This is a genomic window from Terrabacter sp. Ter38 (assembly GCF_024519435.1).
Lineage (GTDB): Bacteria > Actinomycetota > Actinomycetes > Actinomycetales > Dermatophilaceae > Terrabacter.
This window is the reverse complement of the sequence record NZ_JALJRZ010000004.1, coordinates 212,699-239,071: the sequence shown is the minus strand read 5'-3', so window position 1 is coordinate 239,071 and position 26,373 is coordinate 212,699. Positions and strand designations below refer to the sequence as shown.

The 26,373-nt window shown below is 70.7% G+C and carries 24 protein-coding genes; 9 read left to right on the top strand and 15 right to left on the bottom strand.

The window, feature by feature from the left end; all coding sequences use genetic code 11:
• Positions 1 to 25: 25 nt before the first annotated feature.
• The 9 genes from NR112_RS10900 to NR112_RS10860 are packed head-to-tail and all read right to left on the bottom strand — an operon-like array spanning position 26 to position 10,295.
• Positions 26 to 1,030, bottom strand: a complete 1,005-nt coding sequence (locus NR112_RS10900; RefSeq protein WP_256794268.1) for a Gfo/Idh/MocA family protein — start codon at positions 1,028 to 1,030, stop codon at positions 26 to 28.
• A 33-nt stretch (positions 1,031 to 1,063) separates the two neighbouring features.
• Positions 1,064 to 1,996, bottom strand: coding sequence for a TIM barrel protein (locus NR112_RS10895; RefSeq protein ID WP_256794266.1), 933 nt, complete (start codon positions 1,994 to 1,996; stop codon positions 1,064 to 1,066).
• 32 nt (positions 1,997 to 2,028) lie between these two features.
• On the bottom strand, positions 2,029 to 3,528 hold the full coding sequence (locus NR112_RS10890) for a CoA-acylating methylmalonate-semialdehyde dehydrogenase (RefSeq protein ID WP_256794257.1): 1,500 nt from the start codon (positions 3,526 to 3,528) through the stop codon (positions 2,029 to 2,031).
• 52 nt (positions 3,529 to 3,580) lie between these two features.
• Positions 3,581 to 4,462, bottom strand: a complete 882-nt coding sequence (locus tag NR112_RS10885; protein WP_256794254.1) for a sugar phosphate isomerase/epimerase — start codon at positions 4,460 to 4,462, stop codon at positions 3,581 to 3,583.
• Complete coding sequence (gene iolD / locus NR112_RS10880) at positions 4,459 to 6,429, bottom strand: 3D-(3,5/4)-trihydroxycyclohexane-1,2-dione acylhydrolase (decyclizing) (RefSeq protein ID WP_256794251.1); 1,971 nt, start codon at positions 6,427 to 6,429, stop codon at positions 4,459 to 4,461. The genes NR112_RS10885 and iolD overlap by 4 nt, the downstream gene beginning before the upstream one ends.
• A complete protein-coding gene (gene iolB, locus NR112_RS10875; protein ID WP_256794250.1) occupies positions 6,426 to 7,346 on the bottom strand; it encodes a 5-deoxy-glucuronate isomerase in 921 nt (306 codons plus the stop codon). The genes iolD and iolB overlap by 4 nt, the downstream gene beginning before the upstream one ends.
• A complete protein-coding gene (locus tag NR112_RS10870) occupies positions 7,343 to 8,266 on the bottom strand; it encodes a deoxyribose-phosphate aldolase (protein WP_256794249.1) in 924 nt (307 codons plus the stop codon). The genes iolB and NR112_RS10870 overlap by 4 nt, the downstream gene beginning before the upstream one ends.
• Positions 8,263 to 9,276 (bottom strand): 5-dehydro-2-deoxygluconokinase, encoded by a 1,014-nt coding sequence (gene iolC / locus NR112_RS10865; protein WP_256794248.1) that lies wholly within the window; start codon positions 9,274 to 9,276, stop codon positions 8,263 to 8,265. The genes NR112_RS10870 and iolC overlap by 4 nt, the downstream gene beginning before the upstream one ends.
• Before the next feature lie 14 nt (positions 9,277 to 9,290).
• The gene (locus tag NR112_RS10860) at positions 9,291 to 10,295 is read right to left on the bottom strand and encodes a Gfo/Idh/MocA family oxidoreductase (RefSeq protein ID WP_256794245.1); all 1,005 of its coding nucleotides are present in this window, start codon (positions 10,293 to 10,295) and stop codon (positions 9,291 to 9,293) included.
• 422 nt (positions 10,296 to 10,717) lie between these two features.
• Here NR112_RS10860 and NR112_RS10855 point away from each other — a divergent pair, with 422 nt between their 5' ends.
• From NR112_RS10855 to NR112_RS10830, 6 genes are all read left to right on the top strand, one after another.
• On the top strand, positions 10,718 to 11,719 hold the full coding sequence (locus NR112_RS10855) for a substrate-binding domain-containing protein (protein WP_256794243.1): 1,002 nt from the start codon (positions 10,718 to 10,720) through the stop codon (positions 11,717 to 11,719).
• A gap of 84 nt (positions 11,720 to 11,803) precedes the next feature.
• Entirely contained in the window at positions 11,804 to 12,865 is a 1,062-nt protein-coding gene (locus NR112_RS10850) for an ABC transporter permease (protein ID WP_256794241.1), read from the top strand.
• 1 nt (position 12,866) lies between these two features.
• Complete coding sequence (locus tag NR112_RS10845) at positions 12,867 to 13,682, top strand: ATP-binding cassette domain-containing protein (RefSeq protein WP_020143647.1); 816 nt, start codon at positions 12,867 to 12,869, stop codon at positions 13,680 to 13,682.
• 13 nt (positions 13,683 to 13,695) lie between these two features.
• Complete coding sequence (locus NR112_RS10840; protein ID WP_256794237.1) at positions 13,696 to 14,133, top strand: universal stress protein; 438 nt, start codon at positions 13,696 to 13,698, stop codon at positions 14,131 to 14,133.
• Between the two features lie 42 nt (positions 14,134 to 14,175).
• Positions 14,176 to 14,916 carry a GntR family transcriptional regulator gene (locus NR112_RS10835; RefSeq protein WP_256794235.1) on the top strand — a complete coding sequence of 247 codons (741 nt, stop codon included), beginning with the start codon at positions 14,176 to 14,178 and terminating at the stop codon, positions 14,914 to 14,916.
• A 106-nt stretch (positions 14,917 to 15,022) separates the two neighbouring features.
• Positions 15,023 to 16,006, top strand: coding sequence for a Gfo/Idh/MocA family protein (locus NR112_RS10830; protein WP_256794233.1), 984 nt, complete (start codon positions 15,023 to 15,025; stop codon positions 16,004 to 16,006).
• A 47-nt stretch (positions 16,007 to 16,053) separates the two neighbouring features.
• Here NR112_RS10830 and serS read toward each other — a convergent pair whose 3' ends face one another.
• The gene (gene serS, locus NR112_RS10825) at positions 16,054 to 17,379 is read right to left on the bottom strand and encodes a serine--tRNA ligase (protein WP_256794231.1); all 1,326 of its coding nucleotides are present in this window, start codon (positions 17,377 to 17,379) and stop codon (positions 16,054 to 16,056) included.
• Positions 17,380 to 17,495: 116 nt separating this feature from the next.
• The gene (locus NR112_RS10820) at positions 17,496 to 18,026 is read right to left on the bottom strand and encodes a hypothetical protein (RefSeq protein WP_256794230.1); all 531 of its coding nucleotides are present in this window, start codon (positions 18,024 to 18,026) and stop codon (positions 17,496 to 17,498) included.
• 66 nt (positions 18,027 to 18,092) lie between these two features.
• Here NR112_RS10820 and NR112_RS10815 point away from each other — a divergent pair, with 66 nt between their 5' ends.
• Positions 18,093 to 19,679, top strand: coding sequence for a catalase (locus NR112_RS10815; protein ID WP_256794229.1), 1,587 nt, complete (start codon positions 18,093 to 18,095; stop codon positions 19,677 to 19,679).
• Positions 19,680 to 19,790: 111 nt separating this feature from the next.
• On the opposite strand, the gene NR112_RS10810 is transcribed toward NR112_RS10815, so the two are convergent.
• From NR112_RS10810 to NR112_RS10800, 3 genes are all read right to left on the bottom strand, one after another.
• Entirely contained in the window at positions 19,791 to 20,852 is a 1,062-nt protein-coding gene (locus NR112_RS10810) for a ScyD/ScyE family protein (RefSeq protein ID WP_256794228.1), read from the bottom strand.
• A gap of 308 nt (positions 20,853 to 21,160) precedes the next feature.
• Positions 21,161 to 22,012: an ABC transporter permease gene (locus NR112_RS10805; protein ID WP_256794226.1), complete on the bottom strand. Its 852-nt coding sequence runs from the start codon at positions 22,010 to 22,012 to the stop codon at positions 21,161 to 21,163.
• Positions 22,009 to 22,908, bottom strand: a complete 900-nt coding sequence (locus tag NR112_RS10800) for an ABC transporter ATP-binding protein (RefSeq protein ID WP_256794224.1) — start codon at positions 22,906 to 22,908, stop codon at positions 22,009 to 22,011. Before NR112_RS10800 ends, NR112_RS10805 begins: the two co-directional genes overlap by 4 nt.
• Before the next feature lie 186 nt (positions 22,909 to 23,094).
• On the opposite strand from NR112_RS10800, the gene NR112_RS10795 reads away from it, so the two are divergent.
• Positions 23,095 to 24,330, top strand: coding sequence for a histidine kinase (locus NR112_RS10795; protein WP_256794221.1), 1,236 nt, complete (start codon positions 23,095 to 23,097; stop codon positions 24,328 to 24,330).
• Positions 24,327 to 25,037 carry a response regulator transcription factor gene (locus tag NR112_RS10790; RefSeq protein WP_256794220.1) on the top strand — a complete coding sequence of 237 codons (711 nt, stop codon included), beginning with the start codon at positions 24,327 to 24,329 and terminating at the stop codon, positions 25,035 to 25,037. The genes NR112_RS10795 and NR112_RS10790 overlap by 4 nt, the downstream gene beginning before the upstream one ends.
• Positions 25,038 to 25,040: 3 nt before the next feature.
• Here the strand turns inward: NR112_RS10790 and NR112_RS10785 are convergent, their stop codons facing one another.
• Positions 25,041 to 26,201, bottom strand: coding sequence for an alpha/beta hydrolase (locus tag NR112_RS10785; protein ID WP_256794219.1), 1,161 nt, complete (start codon positions 26,199 to 26,201; stop codon positions 25,041 to 25,043).
• Between the last annotated feature and the right edge of the window lie 172 nt (positions 26,202 to 26,373).

Genomic DNA, 26,373 nt, shown 5'->3' with positions numbered 1-26,373 from the left:
CCCCGGGTGAGCCGGAGGTGGTTCGTCAGGCGTAGAAGTCGGGCTTGGCGATCATCTCGACCTTGACGACGCCCTCGTCCGTGAGCGCGCGGACACCGGCGTCACAGACGCACGCGGCGGCATACCCGTCCCACGAGGTCGACCCCGTGTGCTCGCCCCGCGCGACCGCTGAGATCCACTCCTGCACCTCCGTGACGAACGCGCCCCAGAAGCGGTCGTTGTGGTCACGGGCGATGGCGTTGCGCACCCCGACGCCGTCGCGCACGACGATGGCGTTCTGGTCGCCCAACGACACCGTGCCCTTCTCGGCGACGGCCTCGCAGCGGATGTCGTAGCCGAACTGGCAGTTGACGAAGATCTCGTCGTCGACGCGCACCCCCGACTCGGTCTCGAGGATGAGCACGAGCGGGTCCTGGAGGTGCTCGAAGCGCAGCGACGTCTTCTTGGGCTTGTCGACGCGCGCCGAGACGAACTCCTCGCCGAGCAGCCAGCGCATGGTGTCGACCTCGTGGATCGCGGTGTCGTTGATGGCCATGTCCCACGTGTAGTGCTCGGGCACGGTCGGGTTGCGGTGCGCGCAGTGGACCATGAGCGTCTCGCCCAGCCGGCCCGAGTCGAGCAGCGCCTTCATCTCGCGGTAGCTCCGGTCGAAGCGACGCATGAACCCGACCGTCACGAGCCGCCGACCGGCGGCCTGCTCGGCCTCCATGATCCGCAGCGCCGCCTCCGCCGTCGGCGTGAGTGGCTTCTCGCAGAAGACGGGCTTGCCCGCCGCGATGGCCGCGAGGACGTCCACCTCGTGCGCCGGCCCGTAGCTGCAGATCATGACCGCGTCGACCTCGTCGGCGGCGATCAGCTCGGCCGAGGACGCGTATGCCGTCCCGTCGATCCGCGACGCCACCTCGGCCGCGCGCGCCGGGTCGACGTCGGAGACGGCGACGACCCGGGCGCCCGCGATGACGGTGTGGATCCGGTCGATGTGGGCCTGGCCCATGCCGCCCGGGCCGATCATGCCGATGCGTACGGTCATGGGTGTGACTCCTTCGTCAGCGAGAACAGGGGCTCAGCGGAGGCCGAGGCCGATGGACGCGAGGTACTCGCGGGTCTGGATGGCGTTCGGCAGCGGGTAGGACGGCTCGCACGGGTACATGTCCTGCTCGCACACGACGTAGAGCTCCTTGTCGAGGTCGGCCAGGGCCTCGATGAGTGACGGCATGTCCGGCGCGCCGGCCGGCGGCGCGACCGAGCAGCCTTTGGCGACAGCGAGACCGAAGGGCCAGTCCTCGTCGTGGGCCTGCCTGACGAGGCCTTCGTCCATCGCCTTGATGTGGACGTAGGAGATGCGCTCGGGGTACTTGCGGCACAGCTCCATCGGGTCCCCGCCTCCGTAGACGATGTGGCCGGTGTCGAGGCAGAAGCCGACGTAGTCGGGGTCGGTCGCCTGGAAGACGCGATCGATGTCCTCGGGCGTCTCGATGTGGCTGTCGCCGTGCGGGTGCAGGACCATCGTGAGGCCGTAGTCCTCCTTCATGATGCGACCGAGCTTGTCCGCATTGGAGATGTAGGCGTTCCACGCCTCCGTCGACAGCACGCGGTCGTCGGTGAACTCCCACGTCTTGTCGTCACGGAAGAGCGGCGGCAGGTGCACGATGTACTCCGCCCCGACGGCGGCGTGCGTCTCGGCGATCTCCCGGAAGGTCTTCTCCGTGTCGGCCCAGGCCTCCGGCTTGTGCAGGACGCCCCAACCGGTGCCGGCGACGACCTGGAAGCCGCGCTGGTCCATCTCCTCCTGCAGGCGTTTCGGGTCCTTGGGGAAGTAGCCGAACGGCCCCGTCTCCATGACCGAGAAGCCGGCCTGCGCCATCTCGTCGAGGGCGGTCTCCCAGTGGATCTGCTTCTCGTCCTCGGGGAACCAGACACCCCACTGGTCTGGACAGACACCGATCGTCAGCTTGCTGTAGCGGTCGTCGGTGTTGCGGGCCTTGGACTCGGCCATGGTCAGTCGTTCCTCTCGAAAAGTGTTGCGGATCAGTCGTTCTGGGGGAAGCCGAGGTTGAGGCCGCCGTGGCTCGGGTCGAGCCAGCGAGACGTGACGACCTTGCCGCGGGTGAAGAAGTGCACGCCCTCCATGCCGTGAGCGTGGGTGTCGCCGAAGAGGGAGTTCTTCCACCCGCCGAAGGAGTAGTACGACACCGGCACCGGGATCGGCACGTTGACGCCGACCATGCCGACCTCGACCTTGCGCTGGAACGTGCGGGCCGCGCCGCCGTCGTTGGTGAAGATCGCCGTGCCGTTGCCGTAGGGGTTGCTGTTGATGAGCGTGAGACCCTCGTCGTAGGACCCGACGCGCACGACTGACAGCACGGGGCCGAAGATCTCGTCGTCGTAGAGCGACATGCCCGGCTTGACGTGGTCGAAGAGGGTCGGCGCGAGGAAGTAGCCCTCACCGTCGGACTCGTAGGAGTCCTGGCGGCCGTCGACGACGAGCGTCGCGCCCTCCGACACCCCGGCGTCGAGGTAGGACGTCACCTTGTCGCGGTGCTGCGACGTGACGAGCGGACCCATGTCGCAGCCGCGGGTGCCGTCACCGGTGACGAGCTTGCCCATGCGGTCCTTGATCTTCGAGATCAGCTCGTCCGCGATGGGTTCGACGGCGACGAGCGCCGAGATCGCCATGCACCGCTCCCCCGCCGAGCCGAAGCCGGCGTTGACCGCGGCGTCCGCGGCGAGGTCGAGGTCGGCGTCCGGCAGGACGAGCATGTGGTTCTTGGCGCCGCCGAGGGCCTGCACGCGCTTGCCGTGCGCGGTGCCCGTCTCGTAGACGTACTTCGCGATCGGCGTCGAGCCGACGAACGACACCGACTTCACGTCGGGGTGGGTCAGCAGCGCGTCGACGGCCTCCTTGTCGCCGTTGACGACCTGCATGACGCCGTCGGGCAGCCCTGCTTCCTTCCACAGCGCCGCGACCGCGATCGCGGCCGAGGGGTCCTTCTCGGACGGCTTGAGGATCACGGCGTTGCCGCACGCGATGGCGATGGGGATGAACCACATCGGCACCATGGCCGGGAAGTTGAAGGGCGAGATGACCGCGACGACGCCCAGCGGCTGACGGATCGAGTAGACGTCGACGTTCGTCGAGGCGTTCTCCGAGAAGCCACCGCGCATCAGGTGCGGGATGCCACAGGCGAACTCGGCGACCTCGAGACCGCGCGTCACCTCGCCGAGCGCGTCGGAGAGGACCTTGCCGTGCTCGGCGGTGATGAGCGCGGCGATGTCCTGCTTGCGGTCGTTGAGCAGCTCGCGGAAGGCGAAGAGCACGCCCGACCGCTTGGCGAGCGAGGCGTCGGCCCACTCCTCCCACGCGGAGGCGGCGGACTTCACGACCTCGTCGACGAGCGAGGCCGAGGCCAGGTCGAGCACCCCCGACTGCTCCCCCGTCGCGGGGTTGAAGACGGGCGACGTGCGCTCGGCGGTGCCGCTCCACGGCTGTCCGTCGATGAGGTGGGTGATGCGGGTAGGCGTGCTCATGAGGATTTCCTTCTCTTGCAAACTGGTTCAGGGGTATGCCGCGTGGCGGCCTTCAGGGAGAGACGAGCGTGGGGGGCGTCGACCACTTGTCGAGGTAGGAGCGGATGGTGTCGCGCATGTAGGTGCTCGACTCACGCGCGCGGTCCTCCCAGGCGAAGACGCAGGAGGTGACGATGCCGTCGAAGCCGATGCGCTCCAGGCCGGCGAAGAACTGGCCGAAGTCGACCTCGCCCTGCCCGATGTCGAGGTGCTGGTGCACCGTGACCTGCGACCCGGGCGGGTTGACGATGTAGCGCAGCCCGGACGACGCGGTGTGGTCGTAGGCGTCGGCGACGTGGACCATCGTCAGCAGGTCGCCGGCCTTGTCCATGATCCCGTCGGGATCGTTGCCCTGGTGGAAGGTGTGCGGCGCGCAGTAGAGGAACGACACGTTGGGGCTGTTGATCCCCTTGATGAGGTCGACCGCACGCTTGCCGTCCTCCTCCCAGTCGTCGGGGTGCGGCTCGAGCACGAGCCGGATCCCCTCCTTCTCGAAGACGGGCAGCAGCTCCTCCATCGACTGCCAGAACATCCGCTCGCACACGGCCGCCTCGCGCGGGTTGCCGTTGAACTCGGAGTTCATCGTGTCGACGCCGAGGTCGCTGGCGATCTGGATGGCGCGCGTCCAGTAGCGCACGGCGGCCTTGCGGTCGTCCTCGTCGGGACCCGACCACCGGAAGAGCGGCAGCACCGACGACACCCCGACACCGGCCGAGCGCAACGCCGTGCGGAAGGCCGCGACGCCCGCGTCGTCGACGCGAGGGTGGTTGAAGAACGGGATGAAGTCGTCGCGGGGCGAGAGCTCGATCCACTCGTAGCCGAGATCGGCCACGAGAGAGGGCAGCTCGAGCAGCGGCGTCTCACGGAACATGTAGGGATCGAGGGCGAGCTTCATGACGCGGACTCCGGGTGAGAGGGGGTGCCGACGGGAGTGATGAGCGGACGCTGGGTGGCCTTGTGGTCGACGTACTCCGCGTACGCCGTGCGCGTCGTGTCGAGGTCGCTGACCGCCGAGACCGGCACGTCCCACCACGACGCGCTGTCGGGTGCGTGGACGAGCGGGTCGGTCTCGACGTGGATGACGACGGGGCCACCGTCGGCCGGAGCGGCCTTGGCCTCCTTGATCGCCTGGTGCAGCTCGTCGAGGGAGTGCACCTCGATGACGTGCGCGCCGAGGGACCGCGCGTTGGCCGCGAGGTCAACGGGCAACACGTCGCCGTCGAGCCGCCCGGACGACTCACCGCGGAAGCGGTAGCTCGTGCCGAAGCGCTGCGAGCCCAGCGACTCCGACAGCGACCCGATCGAGTGGAAGCCGTGGTTCTGCACGAGCACGACGATGACCTTGATGCGCTCCTGGACCGCCGTGACGAGCTCGGTCGGCATCATGAGGTAGCCGCCGTCGCCGACCATGGCGAAGACGTCGCGCGACTCGTCGGCGAGACGGATGCCGAGCGAGGCCGGCACCTCGTAGCCCATGCAGGAGTAGCCGTACTCGACGTGGTAGGCCTTGCGGTCGCGCACCCGCCACAGCTTGTGGATGTCGCCCGGCATCGAGCCCGCCGCACAGAGGACGACGTCGCGGGGATCGGTCAGCTCGTTGACCGCGCCGAGCACCTGGCCCTGGGTCAGCAGGCCGTCGGCCAGCCGGTCGGTGACCTCCGGAGCCGGGTGGAAGGCCGACTCGACCGAGGCGTCCCACTCGGCCCACAGCGCGGCCTGGCGCGACCGGTAGGCGTCGTCGACGGCATACCCGTCCAGGGCCGAGGTCAGCGCGACGAGCGCCTCCCGGGCGTCGGCGACGATGGAGAGCCCGGAGTGCTTGCCGGCATCGAAGCGCCCGACGTTGATGTTGACGAAGCGGACCCCGTTGTCCTGGAAGGCCGTCCGCGACGCCGTGGTGAAGTCGCTCCAGCGCGTGCCGATGCCGATGACGACATCGGCCTCGGCGGCGAGCGCGTTGGCGGCCGTCGTGCCGGTCGAGCCGACCGCACCCATCTCCTGCGGATGCCCGTGCGGGAGGGACCCCTTGCCGGCCTGAGACTCACCGACGGGGATGCCGGTGGCCTCGCAGAACGCGCGCAGCGCCTCCTCGGCGCCGCTGTAGTGCACGCCGCCACCGGCTACGACGAACGGACGGCGCGCCGACCGGATGACCGCAGCGGCGTCGGCGACGTCGACGGCCTCGGGCAGCGGACGTGCCACCCGCCACGTGCGCGGTGCGAAGAGCTCGACGGGCCAGTCGTGCGCCTCCGCCTGCACGTCCTGCGGCAGCGAGATCGTCACAGCGCCCGTCTCGACGGGGTCGGTGAGCACCCGCATCGCGCCGAGCAGCGCCGACGGCAGCTGCTCGGGACGGCTGACCCGGTCGAAGAACCTCGACAGCGGGCGGAAGGCGTCGTTGACCGTCACGTCGGCGGCATACGGCAGCTCGAGCTCCTGGAGCACCGGGGACGACACCCGTGTCGCGAAGGTGCCGGACGGGAGGAGCAGCACGGGCAGACGGTTGATCGTCGCGAGCGCCGCACCGGTCAGCATGTTCGTCGAGCCGGGACCGACGGATGCGGTGCACGCCCACGTCTGGAGGCGGTCCTTCTGGCGGGCATAGGCGACGGACGTGTGGACCATCGCCTGCTCGTTGCGGGCGAGCACGTACGGAAGGTGCTCCTCCCCGTCGGCGAGCTCGTTCTGCAGCAGCGCCTGGCCGATCCCGGCGACGTTGCCGTGGCCGAAGATCCCGAAGCAGCCGGCGAAGAGCTTCTGCCGCTCGCCGTCGCGCTCGCTCCACTGGTTGGCGAGGAAGCGCACCACGGCCTGGGCCACGGTCAGACGCACCGTCCCGGCCGCGTGGGTGTCGCTCGTCATCGAGCACCTCCAAGGGGAAGTCGGGGGTCGACCGGCTGGCCGGACCACGTGTCGCGGACCCAGCCGTGTGCGGGGTCGTCGCAGATGAGCCAGGCCCGCTCGGCACCCGGGCCGGCCATGACGTTGAGGTAGTAGAGGTCGTAGCCGGGGGCGGCCATCGCCGGGCCGTGCCAGCCGTGCGGCACGAGGACGACGTCGCCCGAGCGCACCTCGGCGAGCACGTCGATCGGCCGGTCGTCGGTGCCGTAGACCCGCTGGTAGCCGACCGGGCTCGTGCCTGCAGCCTCCGGAGCACCAGCCGACGGGGCGACCTCGAAGTAGTAGATCTCCTCGAGCTCCGTCTCGACCCCCGGCCGCTCCTCGTCGTGCTTGTGCGGCGGGTAGGAGCTCCAGTTGCCGCCGGGGGTGATGACCTCGCAGGCGATGATCGAGTCGGCGGCGAGGACGCCCGGGATCGCGAAGTTGCGGACCTCGCGGGACGCGACGCCGGCGCCGCGCAGCTCGACGGGCACGTCTGCGACGCCCACGTGACGGAACGGCGGCGTGTGCCGTCGCGCCGCGCGGGCGCCGCAGACGGCGACCGAGGCGGGACCGCCCTGGGCGGTCACCGTGACGTCGCAGTCGCGCGTGGCGTAGGCGACGTCGGTGGGCCCGGCGAAGACCGAGGCCCGACCGGCGAGGACGGCCTCGTGCTCGAGGCCCTCCGGGTCGACGGCGGTGACGGCGACGGATCCCGAGAGCGGCACGACGACGTGCTCCCACTCCCCGGCCGCGACGGTGCGCCTCTCACCGGCAGCCAGCTGGGCGGCATACAACCGGGTGTGCGACCACCCGTCGACGGCGTCGTCGATGGCCACCGACCACTCCGATGTGCCGGCGCTCCCCCGGGGGCGCACCCAGCGCTCGTTGTCGCTCACGCGCCGACCCCGCTCCCGTGCACCAGCTCCGCAGCGATGTCGACGGCTGCGGCGACGTCACCGCCGGGCGGGAAGAGCAGGGCGCGTCCGACGACGAGACCGCGCACGGCAGGCAGGTCGAGCGCGTGGGCCCACGAGGCGTAGGTGTCCTGCGGATCGCCTTGGGGGTCCCCGCCGAGGAGAAGCGTCGGCAGGGTGGTCGCGTCCATGACGCGGTCGAGCTCGTCGACGACGGGCAGCTTGAGCCACGTGTAGGCGCTCGAGGCACCGAGCCCCGCGGCGATGTGGACCGACTTGATGGTCGAGTCGGGGTCGAGCTGGTTGACGACCCGCCCGCCCTCACGCGTCGACAGGAACGGCTCCACCATGGCCATGAGCTGGTGCTCGGCGAGGTCGGTGACCGCCTTGGCGCTCGCCTCGAGGGTGGCCACCGTGCCCAGGTCGTCGAGGCAGATGCGCGTCAGCATCTTGCCGCCGTCGATGCCACGTGCCGCGATCTCGGCCGCCGTGTAGGCGGTGAAGCGGTCGTCGAGCTCGAAGGTCGCGCCCTGGAGGCCGCCCCGGTTCATCGAGCCGATGGCGACCTTGTCGTCGAGGGCGCCGAGCAGGAGCAGGTCGTCGAGGACGTCGGGCGTGCCGAGCACGCCGTCGACGCCGGGCCGCTGGAGGGCCGTGACGAGGCGCTCGAGCAGGTCGCTGCGGCTCGCCATGGCGGCGCCGGCACCCCGCACGCCGAGGGCGCCACGGGCGGGGTGGTCGGCGGCGACGAGGAGCATCCGGCCGTCCTCACGGACGAGTGGGCGACGGCGGCGCGCGGCCCACGCGGCGGCGATGCGCCCGGGTTCGCGCACGCGGATCTCGGTCAGGTCTGCGACCCGGACGGTCGGGCTGACGGCGGGCTCGTGCTGCGTGGTGGTCATCGCGCCTCCTCGGCGGTGGTGGCGAACGGTGAGGCCTGCGGGCCGGCGGCGGCCAGGCGCTCGTCGACCTCGGCGGAGGTCGGCATCGCTGTGGAGCACTCGAGCTTGCTGGCGACGATCGCACCTGCGACGTTCGCGAACTCGAGGACGCGCCGCAGGTCCCAGCCCCCGAGCAGGCCGTGGCAGAGGGCGCCGCCGAACGCGTCACCGGCACCGAGGCCGTTGACGACGTCGACGGGGAAGGGCGGGACCTCGAGCCGCTCGTCGCGGGTCGCGGCGAGCACCCCCCTGGGGCCTTGTTTGACGACGGCGAGCTCGACGCCGCGCTCGAGCAGCGCGTCGGCCGCCCGCTGGGGGTCGGTCTCGCCGACGGCGACCTCGCACTCCTCGCGGTTGCCGACGGCGACGGTCACGTGGTCGAGCGCGCGCCCGACCTGCGCGCTCGCCTCGGCCGGGTCGGACCAGAACATCGGGCGGTAGTCGAGGTCGAGCACCGTGTGGGTCCGGCGGGCCCGGGCCTCCCAGGCCCGGAAGTGCGCGGCGCGGCTCGGCTCCTGAGACAGCCCTGTGACCGTCGCCCAGTAGACGCCGGCGTCACGGATCGCGTCGAGCGGCAGCTCGTGCGGCTCGATCATGAGGTCGGGAGCCGTCGGGTAGCGGTAGAAGTACAGCGGGAAGTCGTCGGGCGGGAAGACCTCGCAGAAGGTGACGGGCGTGGGCGGCCCGGCAACGGCAGAGACGAAGGCGTCGTCGACGCCGAAGTCGCGCAGCGCCTCGTGGATGTAGCGGCCGAACGCGTCCTGCCCGGTCCGTGTGACGAGCGCGGTCCGGTGCCCGTGGCGGGCCGCCGCCACCGCGACGTTCGTCGCGCTGCCCCCGAGGAACTTCTCGAACGTGCGTACCTTCTCGAGCCCCACGCCGTGCTGGAGCGGGTAGATGTCGACGCCGGTGCGACCGATCGCGACGACGTCGTATGCCGTGTCGCCGGCCGCGGGGGTCGTGGTGTCCATGGCGTCCACGTCGCTCACAGGCTCGGGATCTCGTCGAGCGAGACGACGCGACCCTCGCGCCGGGAGAGCTCGCAGGCATCGGCGACGCGGAACGCCTGGAGCGCGTCGTCGACGGTGCACGGCGAGGCCAGCGCCCCGCGGGCGACGGCCGCGAAGGCCGTGAGCTCGGCGCGGTAGGCCGGCAGGAAACGCTCCATGAACGACCAGTGGCGAGGGCCGACCGGGTAGGTGGCACCGGGCTCGGCGGAGGTGACGGCGAGCGAGTCGTCGTAGCCGACGCCGATCGTGGCGTCGCTGCCGAGGACCTCCATGCGCACGTCATGGCCAGCGCCGTTGTAGCGCGTCGCGGAGAGGTTGACGAGCGTGCCGTCGTCGAGCGTCAGGACGGCCGCGGCGGTGTCGACGTCGCCGGCCTCGGAGAAGAATGCGGCGCCCTTGTTGGCGCCGGTCGCGTAGACCGAGGCGACCTCGCGTCCGGTGACGAAGCGGATGATGTCGAAGTCGTGGATCGAGCAGTCGCGGAAGAGGCCACCGCTCGTCGGGATGTAGGCGGCGTGGGGCGGCGCCTGGTCGTGCGTCTGCGCCCGGATGCTGTGGACGAAGCCGAGCTCGCCGCCCGCCACCGCCTGCTGGGCGCGCTGGTATCCGCGGTCGAAGCGTCGCTGGAAGCCGACGTGGACGGGCGTGGTCGTCGTGCGCACGAGCCGTGCGAGGTCCAGCGTCTCGTCGAGCGTTGCCGCGACGGGCTTCTCGCAGAAGGTGGGGACGCCGGCCTCGAGACCGAGACGGATGAGCGGCGCGTGTCCCGGCGTCGCCGTCGCGATGACGAAGCCGTCGACGCCCTGGGCGAGCAGCTCGGCCGGCGAGGCGGCGAAGCCGACCTCGAGCTTGTCCGCGACGGCGCGGGCGGCGTCGGCGTCCAGGTCGGAGACGACGACCTCGTCGACGTCGGACAGGTCCCGGAGGGTCTCGGCGTGGAACGCCCCGATGCGGCCGACTCCGGCCAGTCCGATGCGCATGTGCACTCCCTTGGATCTTCGCGGTGGGCGGCGGTCCGGTGGGGGTGGTCGCCGCAGGTTCCGGTCGGCGAGCGCCTCGACGTCGTCGTCCCTACGAGAACGATGGTCGTGCCGAGCACCATGCCGTGTCAAGCAAATGTTAGGACATTCTGATGTTTGATCAATGTCTTGACATGACGCCCGTCGGGGGAGCATTCTCCAATCGCTGGCACCGACGCCGGGACCGCGAACCGCCTCCGGCAGAGGGCCGCCAGATCTGAAGAGACGAGCCACGCGGACCCGCCGGGCCACGTGCGATGGATTCGCACCCGGAGCTTCCGCGAAACCCCTCCCGCAACAGCTGATCGGCGGGATCCACCGTCAGAGAAACGTCGCGCCACTTCGGCGACCGGGCCACCGCGACGCAACGAAAGGAATCAACGATGACTCCGACTCGGACTCGCAAGAGCCTGACCGTCGCAGCCGGCATGGCCACGGCTGCCGCCCTCGCCCTCGCGGCGTGCAGCAGCGGCGGTGCCCCCGCCAGCACCGCCAACGCCGGGAGCGGCAGCGGAGCCGGCGACAACTCCGGCTACACGTTCGCCATGGTCACCCACGAGACCCCGGGCGACACGTTCTGGGACAAGATCAAGGCCGGCGCCACCCAGGCAGCGAAGAACAGCGGCATCACGCTCAAGTACTCCAACGACCCCGACCCGGCCAAGCAGGCCACGCTGATCCAGAATGCGGTCGACTCCAAGGTCGACGGCATCGCCACGACCCTCGCCACGCCAGATGCACTCGCCGGTGCGGTCAAGTCGGCCAACGACGCCGGCATCCCGGTCGTCGCCTTCAACTCCGGCATCGACCAGTACCAGGAGGTCGGCGCCAAGATGTACTTCGGCTCCGACGAGAACCTCGCCGGTGAGGCGACCGGCAAGCGCATCGCGGCCGCCGGCGGCAAGAAGGTCCTCTGCGTCATCCAGGCCGCGGGCTCGGTCGCGCTCGAGGCCCGGTGCGCCGGCGTCAAGAAGGGCATCCCGGCGACCGAGAACATCCAGGTCAACGGCGCCGACGACCCCTCGGTCGTCTCGGCCCTGCAGGCCAAGCTCGCCCAGGACAGCTCGATCGACTGGATCGTCACGCTCGGGGCACCGATCGCACTCGACGCCCTCAAGGCGATGGACGCAGCCAGCAGCAAGGCCAAACTCGCCACCTTCGACCTCAACGTCGACGCGGCCCAGGCGATCCAGGACGGCAAGATCCAGTTCTCGGTCGACCAGCAGCCCTACGTCCAGGGCTACCTCGCCATCCAGTCCCTCTACCTCAACAAGAAGAACGGCAACGACATCGGCGGCGGCCTTGCCGTCCTGACCGGCCCCTCGTTCGTCGACAACAAGAACATCGCCGTGATCCTCCCGTTCGCCAAGAACAACACGCGCTGACCCACCGGGCGGCCCGCCCGGGCCACCAGGACGGGCCGCCCCTCGCACCTCACTCCTCGCACGTCAAACGGATCGGAGAGGTCCATGAGTCAAACCACCAAGACTCCACCCTCGGCACCAGCCGAGGCGTCGAACCGGGTCACGCTCGGCTGGTCGAACCGCCTGCTCGCCCGCCCCGAGGTCGGGGCGCTCGTCGCGGCGATCGTCATCTTCGTCTTCTTCCTCATCGTCGCCCCGGCCTTCCGGTCACCCGCGTCGTTCTTCACCGTGCTCTACCAGTCCTCCACCATCGGCATCGTCGCGGTCGCCGTGGGAATGCTCATGATCGGCGGCGAGTTCGACCTCTCCGCCGGCGTCATCGTCACCACGGCGGGGCTCGTCAACGCGATGTTCTGCTACCAGCTCGGCATCAACCTCATCGTCGGCGCCGTGCTCTCGCTCGTCTTCTGCCTCGCCATCGGCTTCCTCAACGGCTACCTGGTGGTGAGGACCGGCATACCGAGCTTCCTCATCACCCTGGGCACCTTCTTCGTGCTGCAGGGCGCCAACCTCGGGGTCACGAAGCTCGTCACGGGCTCGGTCTCGACGCCCAACATCAACCAGATGGACGGCTACAAGACCCTCGACGCGATCTTCGCCTCGAGCTTCAAGGTCGGCAGCGTCACCGTCGAGATCACCGTGCTCTGGTGGTTCCTCTTCGTCGCCCTGTCGGCCTTCATCCTCCAGCGCACCAGGATCGGCAACTGGATCTACGCCGTCGGCGGCAACGCCGACTCGGCGCGCGCCGTCGGCGTCCCGGTCAAGGCCGTCAAGATCGGCCTCTTCATGTCGGTCTCGTTCCTCGGCTGGTTCGTCGGCATGCACACGCTCTACAAGTTCGACACGCTCCAGGCCGGCAACGGCATCGGCAACGAGTTCCTCTACATCATCGCCGCGGTCGTGGGCGGCACGCTGCTCACCGGCGGCTACGGCAACGCGATCGGTGTCGCCATCGGTGCGTTCATCTTCGGCATGACGAGCCTCTGCATCGTCTACGCCGGCTGGGACCCCAACTGGTTCCGCGCCTTCCTCGGCGTCATGCTCCTGCTCGCCGTGATGGTCAACCTCTACGTCAAGAAGCTCTCGACCGCCCGAAAGGTGGGCTGACATGACTGACACCCTGTCCGAGCACGCGGACCCGGAGCTCCACTCGGGGGAGCCGCTCATCGAGATGAAGGACGTCGGCAAGACGTACGGCGCCATCCGCGCCCTCAAGGGCATCAACCTCACGGTGCGCGCCGGCGAGGTGACGTGCGTCCTCGGCGACAACGGCGCCGGCAAGTCGACCCTGATCAAGATCATGGCCGGCCTGCACCCGCACAACGAGGGCACCATGAAGGTCGACGGCAAGGAGGTCAGCTTCTCCTCGCCCCGCGAGTCCCTCGACCACGGCATCGCGACCGTCTACCAGGACCTCGCCGTCGTCTCGCTCATGGAGGTGTGGCGCAACTTCTTCCTCGGCTCCGAGCTGACGAGCGGCAGGGGCCCGTTCGCCACCCTCCGGATCGCCGACATGAAGCGCATCGCCGACGAGGAGCTGCGCAAGATGGGCGTCGTCGTCAAGGACATCAACCAGCCCATCGGCACCCTCTCGGGTGGCCAGCGCCAGTGCGTCGCGATCGCCCGGGCCGTCTACTTCGGCGCCCGGGTGCTCATCCTCGACGAGCCGACGGCGGCCCTCGGCGTCAAGCAGTCCGGCGTCGTGCTCAAGTACACGGCGGCGGCCCGCGACGCCGGCCTCGGCGTCGTCTTCATCACCCACAACCCGCACCACGCCTACCTCGTCGGCAACCACTTCGTCATCCTCAAGCTCGGCCAGGCCGTGCTCGACAAGAAGCGCGCCGACGTGGGTCTCGACGAGCTCACGCGCCAGATGGCCGGCGGCGACGAGCTCACCGAGCTCTCGCACGAGCTGCAGAAGTGAGCGGGGTGGCGTCATGAGCGTCGCCGTCGCCCACCACACCCGCAGCTCGAGCGCGCTCGCGCTCCAGGAGGGCGCCCGCCAGGCGGCATACCGCGGGACCCATCTCCTCGTCGTCCACGTCGTCGAGTCGCTCGACAACGACATCGCGGAGGCGAACAAGGCCGGCATCTCCGATGCCGTCGAGAACGCCCTCGAGGCGGCGTGCCTGCCCGACCTCCAGTGGGACGTGCGCCTCGTCCCCGGCGGCCGGGACATCGCGGACGTGTCGGAGGCGATCCTCGCCACCGTGCGCGAGCTCGGTCCGGACCTGCTCGTCATCGGGGCCCGCCGTCGTTCGCCGATGGGCAAGGCCTTCCTCGGCAGCGTGGCCCAGAACATCATCCTCGACGCCGACGTCCCCGTGCTCGTCGTCAAGAGCCCGAGGGGAGGACACGAGGGTGTGCTGACATGAACATGTGCGTGCATGGCCGGACCCTCTCGCTAGTCTGCGGCCATGCCCAAGCCCGTTGACGTCCGCATCGACCGCGAGACGCCGGTCCCGCTCTACCACCAGCTGGCCGAGCAGCTGAGCGCGGCGATCGCGAACGGCGACCTCCAGCCGGGCGACTCGTTCGAGAACGAGGTCGCGATGGCCGACCGGCTCGGCCTCTCGCGACCGACGGTGCGACGGGCCATCCAGGAGCTCGTCGGGCAGGGCCTGCTGCTCCGCCGACGGGGTCTCGGCACGACGGTGGCGGGCCGCCAGATCCACCGGCGGGCCGAGCTGACGAGCCTCTACGACGACCTGCGGCGCGAGGGCTCGGGGGACCCTCGCACCCAGGTGCTGACGCACGAGATGACGACCGACGAGGTCGCGGCCGCCGCCCTCGGCCTGCCGGTCGACACCCCGATGCTGCGCCTCGTCCGGCTGCGGCTCGACGGGGACCGACCGCTCGCGATCCTGCGCAACTGGCTGCCCCCCGCCTACTCCGACATCAGCCGGGAGGACCTCGAGCGCGACGGGCTCTACGCCCTCCTCCGCGCGCGAGGGGGCAAGCCCGTCGTCGCGCACCAGCGCATCGGTGCGCGACAGCCGTCGACATCCGAGCGCAAGCACCTGAACCTCACGCCGTCCCAGCCGGTCCTGACGATGTCGCGCACCGCGTTCGACGCCGTCGGCGGCCCGGTCGAGTACGGCGACCACTGCTACCGCGCCCAGGACTACTCCATCGAGGTCATGCTCGACGAGCGCTGACCGCGCCGGGGTCCGTCGCGGCGCCCGACGACCGAGAAGGTATGCCGTGTCGACCCTTTCGCTGCCCAGCGCCCTCCCTGCCCCACGCCGTCCGTCGCCCGATAGCGTGCCCGTCCTCCGCTGGGGCGTCCTCGGCACGGGCTGGATCGCGTCGCGCTTCGTCGCGTCCCTCCGCGCCTCGACGACGCAGCAGGTCGTGGCCGTGGGGTCACGGTCGCAGGCCTCGGCCGACGCCTTCGCCCGGAGAAAGGGCGGACTGCGGGCGCATCCGAGCCACGAGGCGCTGGTGAGCGACCCGGACGTCGACGTCGTGTACGTCGCGACGCCGCACCATGCGCATCTCGCGAGCGCGCTCCTGGCCGTCGGGGCCGGCAAACACGTCCTCGTCGAGAAGCCACTGGGTCTCGATGCGACTGAGGCACGGTCGATCTCGGCCGCTGCCAGGTCCGCCGGCGTCTTCTGCATGGAGGCGATGTGGACGCTCTTCCTGCCGCGGTTCGACGTCGTGCGGCAGGTCCTCGAGGCCGGGTTGCTCGGCGACGTGCGTACCGTCATCGCCGACCACGGGGAGCACTTCGACCCGCCGCACCGCATCCTCGACCCGGCCATGGCCGGCGGCTCGCTGCTCGACCTCGGCACCTACGTCACGACGCTCGCGACGTGGGCGCTCGGGCCGGCGCTGCGCGTCCTGGCGACCGGCGAGACGACGGCGTCCGGCGTCAACGGGCAGGCCGCGATGCTCCTGACCCATGCCAACGACGCGACGAGCGTGCTGCACTCGACGCTGCTCACGCGTACGCCCACGTCCGCGACCATCGCCGGCACGGAGGCCACGCTGACCCTGCCCGGGCCCTTCTTCATGCCCGGCGACGTCGTCGTCACCTCCGCCGACGGGTCCCGGGCGGTGACGTGGACCGACCCCGAGCCGTTCGGTCACGGCGCGCTCTTCCACTCCGCCCTCGAGGTGGCCCGCTGCATCGGCGACGGCCTGCTCGGGTCTCCCCTGCACACGGCAGAGTCGGTCCAGGCCAACATGAGAGCGCTGGACGAGGTCACGAGACAGCTCGGCATCGCCACCGCACCCGGGTGAGGTACGTGCGTGCTCGTTCCTGCGGCGTGCCCACCTCGACCGGGTGATCAGGAGAGCGGGGCCAGGACGTCCATGCCGATGAAGGGGCGCAGCGCCTCGGGCACGCGGACCGAGCCGTCGGCCTGCTGGTGGTTCTCGAGGATCGCGACGAGCCAGCGCGTCGTGCCGAGCGTGCCGTTGAGCGTCGCGACGGCGCGGGTGCCCGAGCCGTTCGGGTCGCGCTCGCGGGTGTTGAGCCGGCGCGCCTGGTAGGTCGTGCAGTTCGACGTCGACGACAGCTCGCGGAACTTGCCCTGTGTCGGCACCCACGCCTCGCAGTCGAACTTGCGGGCCGCGGGGCCACCGAGATCGCCGGCCGCCGTGTCGATGATCCGGTAGGGCACCTCGATCTTGGCGAGCATCTCGCGCTCCCACGCGAGCAGGCGCTGGTGCTCGGCCTCGGCGTCCTCGGGACGGCAGTAGCTGAACATCTCGACCTTGTGGAACTGGTGCACGCGGATGATGCCGCGGGTGTCCTTGCCGTGCGACCCGGCCTCGCGGCGGTAGCAGGCCGACCACCCGGCATACCTCCTGGGGCCCGACGACAGGTCGATGATCTCGTCGGAGTGGTAGCCCGCGAGGGCGACCTCCGACGTGCCGGTGAGATAGAGGTCGTCAGCCTCGAGGTGGTAGACCTCGTCGGCGTGCGCGTCCATGAAGCCGGCGCCGACCATGACCTCGGGGCGCGCGAGCGTCGGCGTGATCATCGGCGTGAAGCCGGCCGCGGTCGCCTGGGCCATCGCCATGTTGAGCAGCGCCAGCTCGAGCAGGGCGCCGACGCCCGTGAGGTAGTAGAAGCGAGCACCGCCGACCTTGGCCCCGCGTTCCATGTCGATGGCGCCGAGCCTCTCGCCGAGCGCGAGGTGGTCGAGCGGCTCGAAGCCCTCGGCCGCGAAATCCCTTGGCGTTCCGACGGTCTCGAGCACGACGTAGTCGTCCTCTCCTCCGACGGGCACACCGTCGATGATGACGTTGCCGACCCGGCGGAGCAGGCGCTCGAGCTCGGCCCCGGCCTCGTCGGCGTCGCTCTCGAGCGCCTTGACCTGCTCGCTCAGCGTGCCGGCGTGCGCCCGCGCCTCGTGCGCCACCTTCTCCAGGTGCGCGGCATCGTCGGCGCCCGACTTCTTCGCCTTCTGGAAGGCACCCATGGCCGCGCCGACCGACTTGCTGACGGTCTTCTGCTCGGCGCGCAGCTTCTCGAACTCGCCGAGGGACGATCGACGCCGCTCGTCGGCAGCGAGGATCGCGTCCACGATCCCCGGGTCCTCACCACGGGCCTGTTGCGAGGCGCGGACCCGGTCGGGTTCGTCGCGCACGAGCTTGATGTCGATCACGCGGGCCAGCCTATCCGCGCGCTGCGCAGACCCACGACCGAGATCCCGCCACCCCGGTCCGCCCTCCCACCTCGAGTGGCATCGGCGTGGACGGGGTGGGCTACGAGGTCAGTCGACTACTCGGGGCGGATGAGGGCGTATGCCGTCACGGCGTCGGACGGGAGGCCGCGGACGTCGATCTGGACGCGTCCCGACGGCAGCCCGAGGTGCACGGTCCGCTGGACGGCGCCGTCGCACGCGAAGGGGCGGGAGTAGAGCGGCTCGCCGTGGCCCCACGTGCCGGGCGCGGCGTCGTAGACGGCGTAGCTCGAGCCCCCCGTGGCCCGACCGGCGGCGCAGGCGACCTCGACCGTGTAGGTGCGACCCTCGGCGACCGGCACTCCGGGGACGTTGCGGAACGCCTTGCCCGGGCCCTGCCTGGTCACGACGACCCGCGCCACCTCACCGGCCACCGGCGGAGGCACCGTCACGACGGGAGGCGGTCCGGGGTCCACGGGGGTCAGGGAGACCTCGGGCGTCGCGGTCCCCGCGGACACGCCGACGGTGGGCGACACGCGAACGTCCCCGGTCGTGCACCCGGCCGCCAGCACCACCCAGGTCACCACGAGCAGCACCGGCGCTGCCTCGACGACACGGCGCAGCCTCATGACCCGACTCTAGGACCGACCGAGCCGACTGGGTATGGCACCCGTACAGACGTCGAAGGAGCAGACATGAGTGAGAGCACGAAGTCCCGCGAGTCGATCGAGACGGCACCGAGCGAGGAGGCGCGGCTCGGGTCGCACACCGAGACGGGGGCGCCGGCGCCGAGTGACCGCAACTCGCTCACCGTCGGCCCGGACGGCCCGATCCTGCTGCACGACCACCACTTCCTCAACCAGATGGCGCACTTCAACCGCGAGCGGATCCCGGAGCGCAACGTCCACGCGAAGGGCTCCGGCGCGTTCGGCACCTTCGAGACGACCGAGGACGTGTCGGCCTACACCAAGGCCGCGCTCTTCCAGAAGGGCGCCAGCACCGAGATGCTCGCGCGCTTCTCGACGGTCGCCGGCGAGCAGGGCAGCCCCGACACGTGGCGCGACCCTCGCGGCTTCGCGCTGAAGTTCTACACGACCGAGGGCAACTACGACCTCGTCGGCAACAACACCCCGGTCTTCTTCATCCGCGACACGATGAAGTTCCCGCACTTCATCCGCAGCCAGAAGCGCCGCGGCGGCTCGGGCCTGCGCGACAACCACATGCAGTGGGACTTCTGGAGCCTCAACCCCGAGTCGGCGCACCAGGTCACCTACCTCATGGGCGACCGCGGCATCCCGAAGACGTTCCGCCACATGAACGGCTACGGCAGCCACACCTTCCTCTGGATCAACGAGGCCGGTGAGAAGCACTGGGTCAAGTACCACTTCCACAGCAACCAGGGTGTCGAGGGCCTGACCGGGGCCGAGGCCGAGCGCATCGCCGGCCAGGACGCCGACCATCACCGGCGTGACCTCCACGACGCGATCGAGGCGGGCGACTTCCCGAGCTGGACGCTGTCGGTCCAGGCGATGCCCTACGAGGACGCGAAGACCTACCACCTCAACCCGTTCGACCTGACGAAGGTGTGGCCGCACAGCGACTACCCGCTCATCAAGGTCGGCACGATGACGCTGCACCGCAACCCGGACAACTTCTTCGCGCAGATCGAGCAGGCCGCCTTCGAGCCGTCGGCGGTCGTACCGGGGATCGGCTTCTCCCCCGACAAGATGCTGCTCGGCCGCGTCTTCGCCTACAGCGACACGCACCGCTACCGCATCGGCCCGAACTACCTCCAGCTGCCCGTCAACCGTCCCCGCGTCGAGGGCCTCAACACGTACACCCAGGACGGCCCGATGGCCTACGACCACCACGGCGACCTGCCCGTCTACGCCCCCAACAGCGAGGGCCGCGGCTACGCCGACGAGGTGGGTGAGGCCGAGGAGGGCTGGGAGACCGACGGCGCGATGGTGCGCCAGGCCTACACGCTGCGCGAGGACGACGACGACTTCGGCCAGGCGGGCCTGCTCGTTCGCGAGGTCTGGGACGACGCCCAGCGCCAGATGTTCACCGAGACGGTCGCCGGCCACCTGCTCGGCGGCGTGAAGTCGCCGGTGCTCGAGCGCGCCTTCGACTACTGGAAGAGCGTGGACGCCGAGACCGGCAAGCAGATCGAGGAGCTCGTCCGCGCCGGTCTCGGGGGCGCCAACCCGGGCGGCGATGCCGACGACGCCAAGGTCGTCAACGACCCGATCGTCGAGACGGACACGAACGCCGCCCACTGACCGTCCCGCCCTCTCCTGGGTTCGAGAGGCCACGACGGGCGATGCAGCACCGGTCGAGTGGCCGCGGTTCGCGAGGCGAACTGCGGCCACCCGACCATGCCGGCCGGCGACTCAGAGGTCGATCTTCACGACCGATCCCGCATTGGCCTCCGTGCTGTGGGTCGTGACGTAGGCGTGGTGCCCGCGGATGGCGAGCCCGTACGGGGCGAACAGACCACCCGTGACGACCTCGGGGGAGGTGGCGCCGGCACGGACCCGCACCAGCGCCCCGATGGGACCGGACAGCAACCCGTCGGCGGCGATCTCCACGGCGTACAGGTGGCCGCGGGGGTCGAAGGCCAGTGAGGTGACGTTGGTGAACCCGGTCGCGTATGCCGTCGGCGCGTGACCTGGAACGATCCGCCAGATCGTCGATGATCCCTTCTCGAACGGGAAACCGACGAGCTGTGAGACGTACCAAGCCCCGTCGGGGCCCTTGACGACGTCGGTGGGGACGGAGTCGGCCGGGAAGCCCGCCGGCGGACCGTGTGGCGTGTCCTGCATCGTGGGCACGGCGGGGAGCACGGCGATCGTCGAGCCTCCGTGCCGGGTCGAGTTGACGGCGTTCCCGCCTGCATCGGCGTAGACGAAGCCTCGCCCCGAACGGGCCAGGCCCGTGGGGTCACTGTCGATGTCGGTCGGCTCCGGGTTGACGCGGGCCTCGTAGCCCGCGAGGTCGGCGATCTCCGTCACGCGTGGCGAACGGTGGTGGCCCCGTAGGTTCACCTGCACGAGCGTGCCGAGACGAGCGCCCTCAGGACCGAATCCGGTCCGGTAGGCCACAGACCCACCGAGACCGATGGTCAGCGCGAAGGTGTGGTCACCGGTGAAGACGAGGTCGGCGGGGCCGAGCGGTTCATCCGGCGTCCCGGCGGAGGGGAGCCCGGTGACCACGCGCGTGACGTGACCTTCCTCCCCGATGCGGGACACGGAGCCGGTGAGGCCGACGCAGGCCTGCACCGTGGGGTCGAGCGGGCTGGGTTGGCAGCCGCTCGTTCCCGTCGTGCCCGCTTCGGCGACGTAGAGCGAGCCACCCGGGCTGAAGTTCAGCTGTCGGGGGCTGTTGAGACCGGAGGCAACGACCTTCGGTGCGTGCGGCGAATACGAACTCGTCTGTGCAGCAACGGCATTCACCCCAGACAAGCTGGCGGCAACCGTCACGGCACCGACTCCGGCAAGACAACGGATAAGGGATTTCGTGATCATGGACTTCCCTGTTCGGTCATCCCCTGACCCCGCCACGCTAGGACCACCGGGGCGCCCGGTCAGCAGAACCACTGAAGTGGTCGGAGTGTCCCGTTTTGCGCCCGGCCAACCGCAGGCGGACCCATCTGACGCCGTCGAGTGGCCACGTTGTGCGGCCCCAGGTCGAGTGGCCGCGGTTCGCACAGCGATCCGCGGCCACTCGACCGGCACCAGCGGTGAAGCTGGGACTCCCGACGTTACTTGACCTCGGCCCGGGTCAGGCGCCAGATGCCGACGGCAAGAGGTGCGACGACCCATACGGCGACCGAGGTGGCGAGGTGAGCCCACTGAGCACCCGTCAGGGAGCCTTCGAAGAGCGGCTGCATCGTCTGGTTCATGTCGAGCCACGTCGCGGCGTCGGACAGCCAGGAGACCATGGAGCCGAGGATCGACCACGCGGTCGGCAGGACGAAGAAGACGACCACTGCGGCCGGGGTGTTCTTGAAGAGCATGCCGAACCCGACACCCTGGGCGATGCCGAGCAGCACGTAGCCCCCGGCGCCGAGGAGCACGAGGGCGTCCGTGGACCAGTCGCCGGTGATGCCACGGAAGGTGATCGCGGCCTGGTGCGCGAGGGCAGCGAGGACGAGGGCCAACGCGAAGGCACAGACGCCGACGAAGAGGGCCGAGAGGAGCTTGGCCCACGCGACCCGGATGCGACGCGGCTCGAGACCGAAGGTGACGAGCCCGGTGCGCTGGCTCCACTCGGACGTCACGGCGAGGATGCCGACGACCGGGAGGATGAGCGCCATCGGCATCGTCGTGGCCTGGAGGTACTCGCCGAAGGCGTGCTGGCCGCCCTCGTTGAAGAACATGATCGTCAGCGCGATCGCGATGATGGCGCCGATGCCGATGAGGAGCCAGCGGCCGGCGCGGGTGTCGAGCATCTTGCGCAGCTCGACGTGGACAAGACGGCCGAAAGGCACCCCGGTCGTGGGACGCGGGCCGGCGATGCGGCTCGGCACCTTGGCGTGCGTCGGCAGCGCCGACTCGGCGTTCTTGGAGACGGGCGCCCCGCCGGGCACCTGGGTCGTGGTCGTGGCGGTCATGCCGCCACCTCCTCTCGGGCGGCACCGGCCGTGAGGTCGAGGAACATCTCCTCGAGCCCCCGGCTGTCGGCGCCGCGCAGCTCGGTCAGGACGATCTGGTGGGCAAGCGCGACGCGGCCGACGGCGATCGGCTCGGCCTCCACCTGCAGGCCTCCGGTCGGGGTGCGCTGGGCGACGATCGAGGCCTCGGCGAGCGCGGCCATGAGCGCCTCGTCGTCGGTGGAGCGCGTGTACGTGCCGGCCCCGGCGAGGAGCTCGTCCTTGGTGCCCTGGGCGACGATCTTGCCGTGGCCGATGACGATGATCTCGTCGGCGACGCGCTCGATCTCGTTGAGCAGGTGCGAGCTGAGCAGCACGGTGCCGCCCTCGTTGGCGTAGCCACGGAGCAGGTCACGCATCCAGCGGATCCCGGCGGGGTCGAGCCCGTTGGCGGGCTCGTCGAGGATGAGCACCTCGGGGTCACCGAGCAGCGCGTGGGCGATGCCGAGCCGCTGGCGCATGCCGAGGGAGTAGTTGCGCACCCGGCGGTTCGCCTCCTTCTCGGTGAGGCCGACGAGCTCGACCATCTCGTCGACGCGGTGCTTCCCGACACCCATGAGGATCGCGCCGAGCGTCAGAACCTCGCGGCCGGTGCGGCCGGCGTGCTGCGCGGAGGCGTCGAGCAGGAGGCCGACGTGGCGGCCCGGGTTCGGCAGGGCGGCATACGGCTTGCCGAGCACCGTGGCCCGCCCCGAGGTGGCGGGGGTGAGGCCGGCCATGACGCGCATCGCGGTCGTCTTGCCGGCACCGTTCGGCCCGAGGAAGCCGGTGACGAGGCCCGGCTTGACCTCGAACGAGACGTCGTCGACGGCCGTGAACGGGCCGTAGCGCTTGGTGAGTCGTTCCACTGTGATCATGGGCTCCACCCTGCCGGGTCACGAGGGGCCCGCACATCCGTCACAAGCCTGATTCCGACCCCTACCTAGGTCGCACCCGACCCTGACCGGAGTCAGGGTCCGTCCTCGGGGTCGGACCACGTCGGCGGTCGCGGACGAGACCTTGGTCGGATGCCGTCACGCCCGGTCCGCGCCTACGCTGGCCGGGTGCCGCTGCCCCGGATCGCCCGCACCCGACGGGGCCACGTGTGGGGCGAGACGTGGCGGCTCGGGGTCGCCTTCCTCTTCGGGCTCGCGATCTGGGGCGCCGTCCAGGCGCAGCTCGACCACCGCCACGTGGAACCGGCGTTCGGCAAGGACTGGCTCCTCGCCGACCTCGCGATCGGGCTCGGCTCGACGGTGCTGCTGCTGTGGAGGCGCCGGTGGCCGCTGGGCGTCGCCCTCGTGACGGCCGTACTCTCCGGCGTCTCCTCGGTCGCGATCGGGGCCTCGGTCGTGGCGCTCGTGTCCCTCTCGACCCGGCGGCGGTGGCGCGAGATCGCCGTCGTCCTCGTGCCGTGGATGGTGGCGGGTTGGTCGCACTCCATGCTCTACCCGACCGAGGACCAGGTCGTCACCCTGCCGAACGTCATCATCGGCCTGCTCAGCTATGCCGTCAGCGTCGCCATCGGGTGGGCCGTCGGCGAGCGTCGGGCGTTCGTCGCGTCCCTCCACGAACGGGCCCTGACGGCCGAGCGCGAGCAGGCAATGCGCGTCGTCCAGGCGCAGGTGGCCGAGCGGGCCAGGATCGCGCGCGAGATGCACGACGTCCTGGCGCACCGGATCTCCCTCGTGGCCATGCACTCCGGCGCCCTGGCCTACCGCACCGACCTGACACCCGAGCAGGTCTCCGAGACGGCCGAGGTGGTCCGCGCGAGTGCGAACGAGGCCCTGACCGAGCTGCGCGCCGTGCTCGGGGTGCTGCGCGACGTGCCCGGATCAGGGGCTCCGGCCGACGGCACGCCGCAGCCCCCTCAGCCGACGCTCGCCGACCTCGACGCGCTCGTCACCGAGGCACGCTCGGGCGGGACGACCGTCCGGCTCGACCGGTCGGGTGACCTCGAGCGCGTGCCCGAGCAGGTGTCGCGCGGCGCCTACCGGATCGTGCAGGAGGGGCTGACGAATGCCCGCAAGCACGCGTCGGGCGCGACCGTCCGGGTCATCGTCTCCACCACCCCGGAGGGCTCCCTCGACGACGAGGCGGTCCGCGTGACGGTGCGCAACACGGTCCCGCGCGCGGGCAGCGGCACGGCGGACGGCATACGCCCGGACGTCACGGTGGGAGCCGGCCTGGGACTGCTCGGGCTCACGGAACGGGCCGTCCTCGCCGGTGGCGAGCTGACCTACGGCCCCGACCGCGCGGGCGACTTCGTCCTCACGGCCCGGCTACCGTGGTCGCGATGACCGGGGACACAGGGCGTACGCGTGTCGTGATCGTCGACGACGACGCGCTCGTGCGTGCCGGGCTGAGGATGATCCTCGGTGGGGCACCCGACCTCGACGTCGTCGCGGAGGCGGGTGACGGCATCGAGGGTGAGCGGGTCGTCGACGAGCACCGGCCCGACGTCGTCCTCATGGACATCCGGATGCCGCGCCGGGACGGGCTCGAGACGACGACATCGCTGCTGTCCGAAGGCGCCCGGGCCGTCCGTGGTGCCCGCGGCGACGACCTCAAGGTCATCGTCCTGACGACCTTCGACGCCGACGACATGGTCGTGCAGGCGCTGCGGGCCGGCGCGCACGGCTTCCTGCTCAAGGACACCGAGCCGCGCCGGCTCGTCGAGGCGGTGCGGCTCGTCGCCGCCGGCGAGCCGATCCTCTCGCCGAGCGTCACCGCGACCCTCATGGCCCACGTCGCGACCGGCCGCGCAGGCTCCGACGCGGGCGACCGTCGCCGCTCCGACGCCGAGGACCGTCTGGCGAGGCTCACCGACCGTGAGCGCGAGGTGGCGCTCGCCATCGGCCGCGGACTGTCCAACGCCGACATCTCGCGCGAGCTCTACCTCTCCGTCCCGACCGTCAAGGCCCACGTGTCGCGCGTCCTCGACAAGCTCGGCGCCGACAACCGCGTCCAGATCGCCATCGTCGTCCACGACGCCGCCCTCACCTGAGTCTCATCCGGCGCGCACGTGCGCACAGAACGACCACAGCGCGTCGACCACCAGCTCGAACCGCAGCGAGTGGAGCAGGTCGAACGTGTGCTGCGCTCCGGGCAGCTCCGCATAGACGACCGGGCTCGCCGAGACGGCCCCCAGCGCTGCGGCGAGGTGTCGCGCGGGGCCGGCGGGCAGGAGCGTGTCCTGTCCGCCGTGCACGATCATGAGCGGCGGCGCGTCGGGACGCGCGTAGGCCACTGGTCGCGACGCTCGCCCGCCCCGGTCGACCGGGCCGTAGTAGCCGTAGAGACCGATGGCCGCCGTGACGCTCGTGTCGGCCCCTTCGAAGCCGGGCTGGAGAGCCGGGTCGTCCGCGGTGAGGGCCGCGGTGATCGCCAGGTGGGCGCCGGCGGAGCTGCCGGACAGCACGATGCACGAAGGGTCCGCGCCGTGGTCGGGCGCGTGCTCCCGCGCCCACGCGACGACGCGCTTCACGTCGGTGAGGATGTCGTCGTAGGTCGCCCCCGGACGCAGGCGGTAGCCCGCGCTGATGCAGACCCAGCCGTGCCGGGCGAAGGCGTGGAGCAGGGGCCGAGCGTAGAGGCTCTTGCGTCCGGTGCGGAAGGCGCCGCCGTGGAGGTGGATGAGGATGGGGCGTCCGCGGGCCCCACTCCTGACGTCGCCTCGCCCTTGGCCGCTCCCCCCGTAGAGGTCGAGGCGCTGGCGACGCGCAGAGCCGTATCTCAGTCCGCGCCTGGCTCGCACCCCGAGCGGCAGGACGGGGACCGGCAGCAGCACGATACGCAGCCACGGCAGGCGCGTCCGCCAAACCGGTCCTGGGTCGGGTGGCGCCTGCCGTGCACTGCCGAAGCCGTCCTCGAGCGCGCGGTCCAGCACGACACCGGCCCGGGCGCTGCGGCGCAGCAGCACCGGAGTGACCAGCAGACTGGCGCACCCGAGCGAGAACCAGGCGCCTACCTCGGGCCCCACCGGCTCGTCCGAGAGCAGCGCGGGCGCGGTGGCGAGGAAGAGGTAGCCGGCTGCGAGGAACGGGGACTCGTTGAACAGCTCGCTCAGCAGCCAGCTCGTGGTGCCCCAGATACCCGACCGGGCCAGCGGGACGAGCGACAGCAGCATCCCCGAGGTGACGATCAGGACGGAGATGACGTATCCGACCATGCCTTCCCTCCTGTAACCATACGGCGTACAGGTCCGATCACCATACGGCGTACAGTGACCGATGTGAACCCATCCGGACCAGTCGGCGGACCAGTCGGCGGACCAGCCGGCGGACCAGCCGGCCGACCAGCCGGCCGACCAGCCGGGAGGCTGTCACCGGAGCGCATTCTTC

Excerpts from the sequence above, each read along its gene's own strand:
- NR112_RS10800 (WP_256794224.1), bottom strand. The coding sequence starts at position 22,908 with ATGATCACAGTGGAACGACTCACCAAGCGCTACGGCCCGTTCACGGCC.
- NR112_RS10845 (WP_020143647.1), top strand. The coding sequence starts at position 12,867 with ATGACTGACACCCTGTCCGAGCACGCGGACCCGGAGCTCCACTCGGGG.
- NR112_RS10815 (WP_256794229.1), top strand. The coding sequence starts at position 18,093 with ATGAGTGAGAGCACGAAGTCCCGCGAGTCGATCGAGACGGCACCGAGC.
- NR112_RS10785 (WP_256794219.1), bottom strand. The coding sequence starts at position 26,201 with ATGGTCGGATACGTCATCTCCGTCCTGATCGTCACCTCGGGGATGCTG.
- NR112_RS10895 (WP_256794266.1), bottom strand. The coding sequence starts at position 1,996 with ATGGCCGAGTCCAAGGCCCGCAACACCGACGACCGCTACAGCAAGCTG.
- NR112_RS10790 (WP_256794220.1), top strand. The coding sequence starts at position 24,327 with ATGACCGGGGACACAGGGCGTACGCGTGTCGTGATCGTCGACGACGAC.
- NR112_RS10885 (WP_256794254.1), bottom strand. The coding sequence starts at position 4,462 with ATGAAGCTCGCCCTCGATCCCTACATGTTCCGTGAGACGCCGCTGCTC.
- NR112_RS10855 (WP_256794243.1), top strand. The coding sequence starts at position 10,718 with ATGACTCCGACTCGGACTCGCAAGAGCCTGACCGTCGCAGCCGGCATG.
- NR112_RS10835 (WP_256794235.1), top strand. The coding sequence starts at position 14,176 with ATGCCCAAGCCCGTTGACGTCCGCATCGACCGCGAGACGCCGGTCCCG.
- NR112_RS10870 (WP_256794249.1), bottom strand. The coding sequence starts at position 8,266 with ATGACCACCACGCAGCACGAGCCCGCCGTCAGCCCGACCGTCCGGGTC.
- NR112_RS10890 (WP_256794257.1), bottom strand. The coding sequence starts at position 3,528 with ATGAGCACGCCTACCCGCATCACCCACCTCATCGACGGACAGCCGTGG.
- NR112_RS10805 (WP_256794226.1), bottom strand. The coding sequence starts at position 22,012 with ATGACCGCCACGACCACGACCCAGGTGCCCGGCGGGGCGCCCGTCTCC.
- NR112_RS10850 (WP_256794241.1), top strand. The coding sequence starts at position 11,804 with ATGAGTCAAACCACCAAGACTCCACCCTCGGCACCAGCCGAGGCGTCG.
- NR112_RS10820 (WP_256794230.1), bottom strand. The coding sequence starts at position 18,026 with ATGAGGCTGCGCCGTGTCGTCGAGGCAGCGCCGGTGCTGCTCGTGGTG.
- NR112_RS10900 (WP_256794268.1), bottom strand. The coding sequence starts at position 1,030 with ATGACCGTACGCATCGGCATGATCGGCCCGGGCGGCATGGGCCAGGCC.
- NR112_RS10860 (WP_256794245.1), bottom strand. The coding sequence starts at position 10,295 with ATGCGCATCGGACTGGCCGGAGTCGGCCGCATCGGGGCGTTCCACGCC.
- NR112_RS10840 (WP_256794237.1), top strand. The coding sequence starts at position 13,696 with ATGAGCGTCGCCGTCGCCCACCACACCCGCAGCTCGAGCGCGCTCGCG.
- iolD (WP_256794251.1), bottom strand. The coding sequence starts at position 6,429 with ATGACGAGCGACACCCACGCGGCCGGGACGGTGCGTCTGACCGTGGCC.
- iolC (WP_256794248.1), bottom strand. The coding sequence starts at position 9,276 with ATGGACACCACGACCCCCGCGGCCGGCGACACGGCATACGACGTCGTC.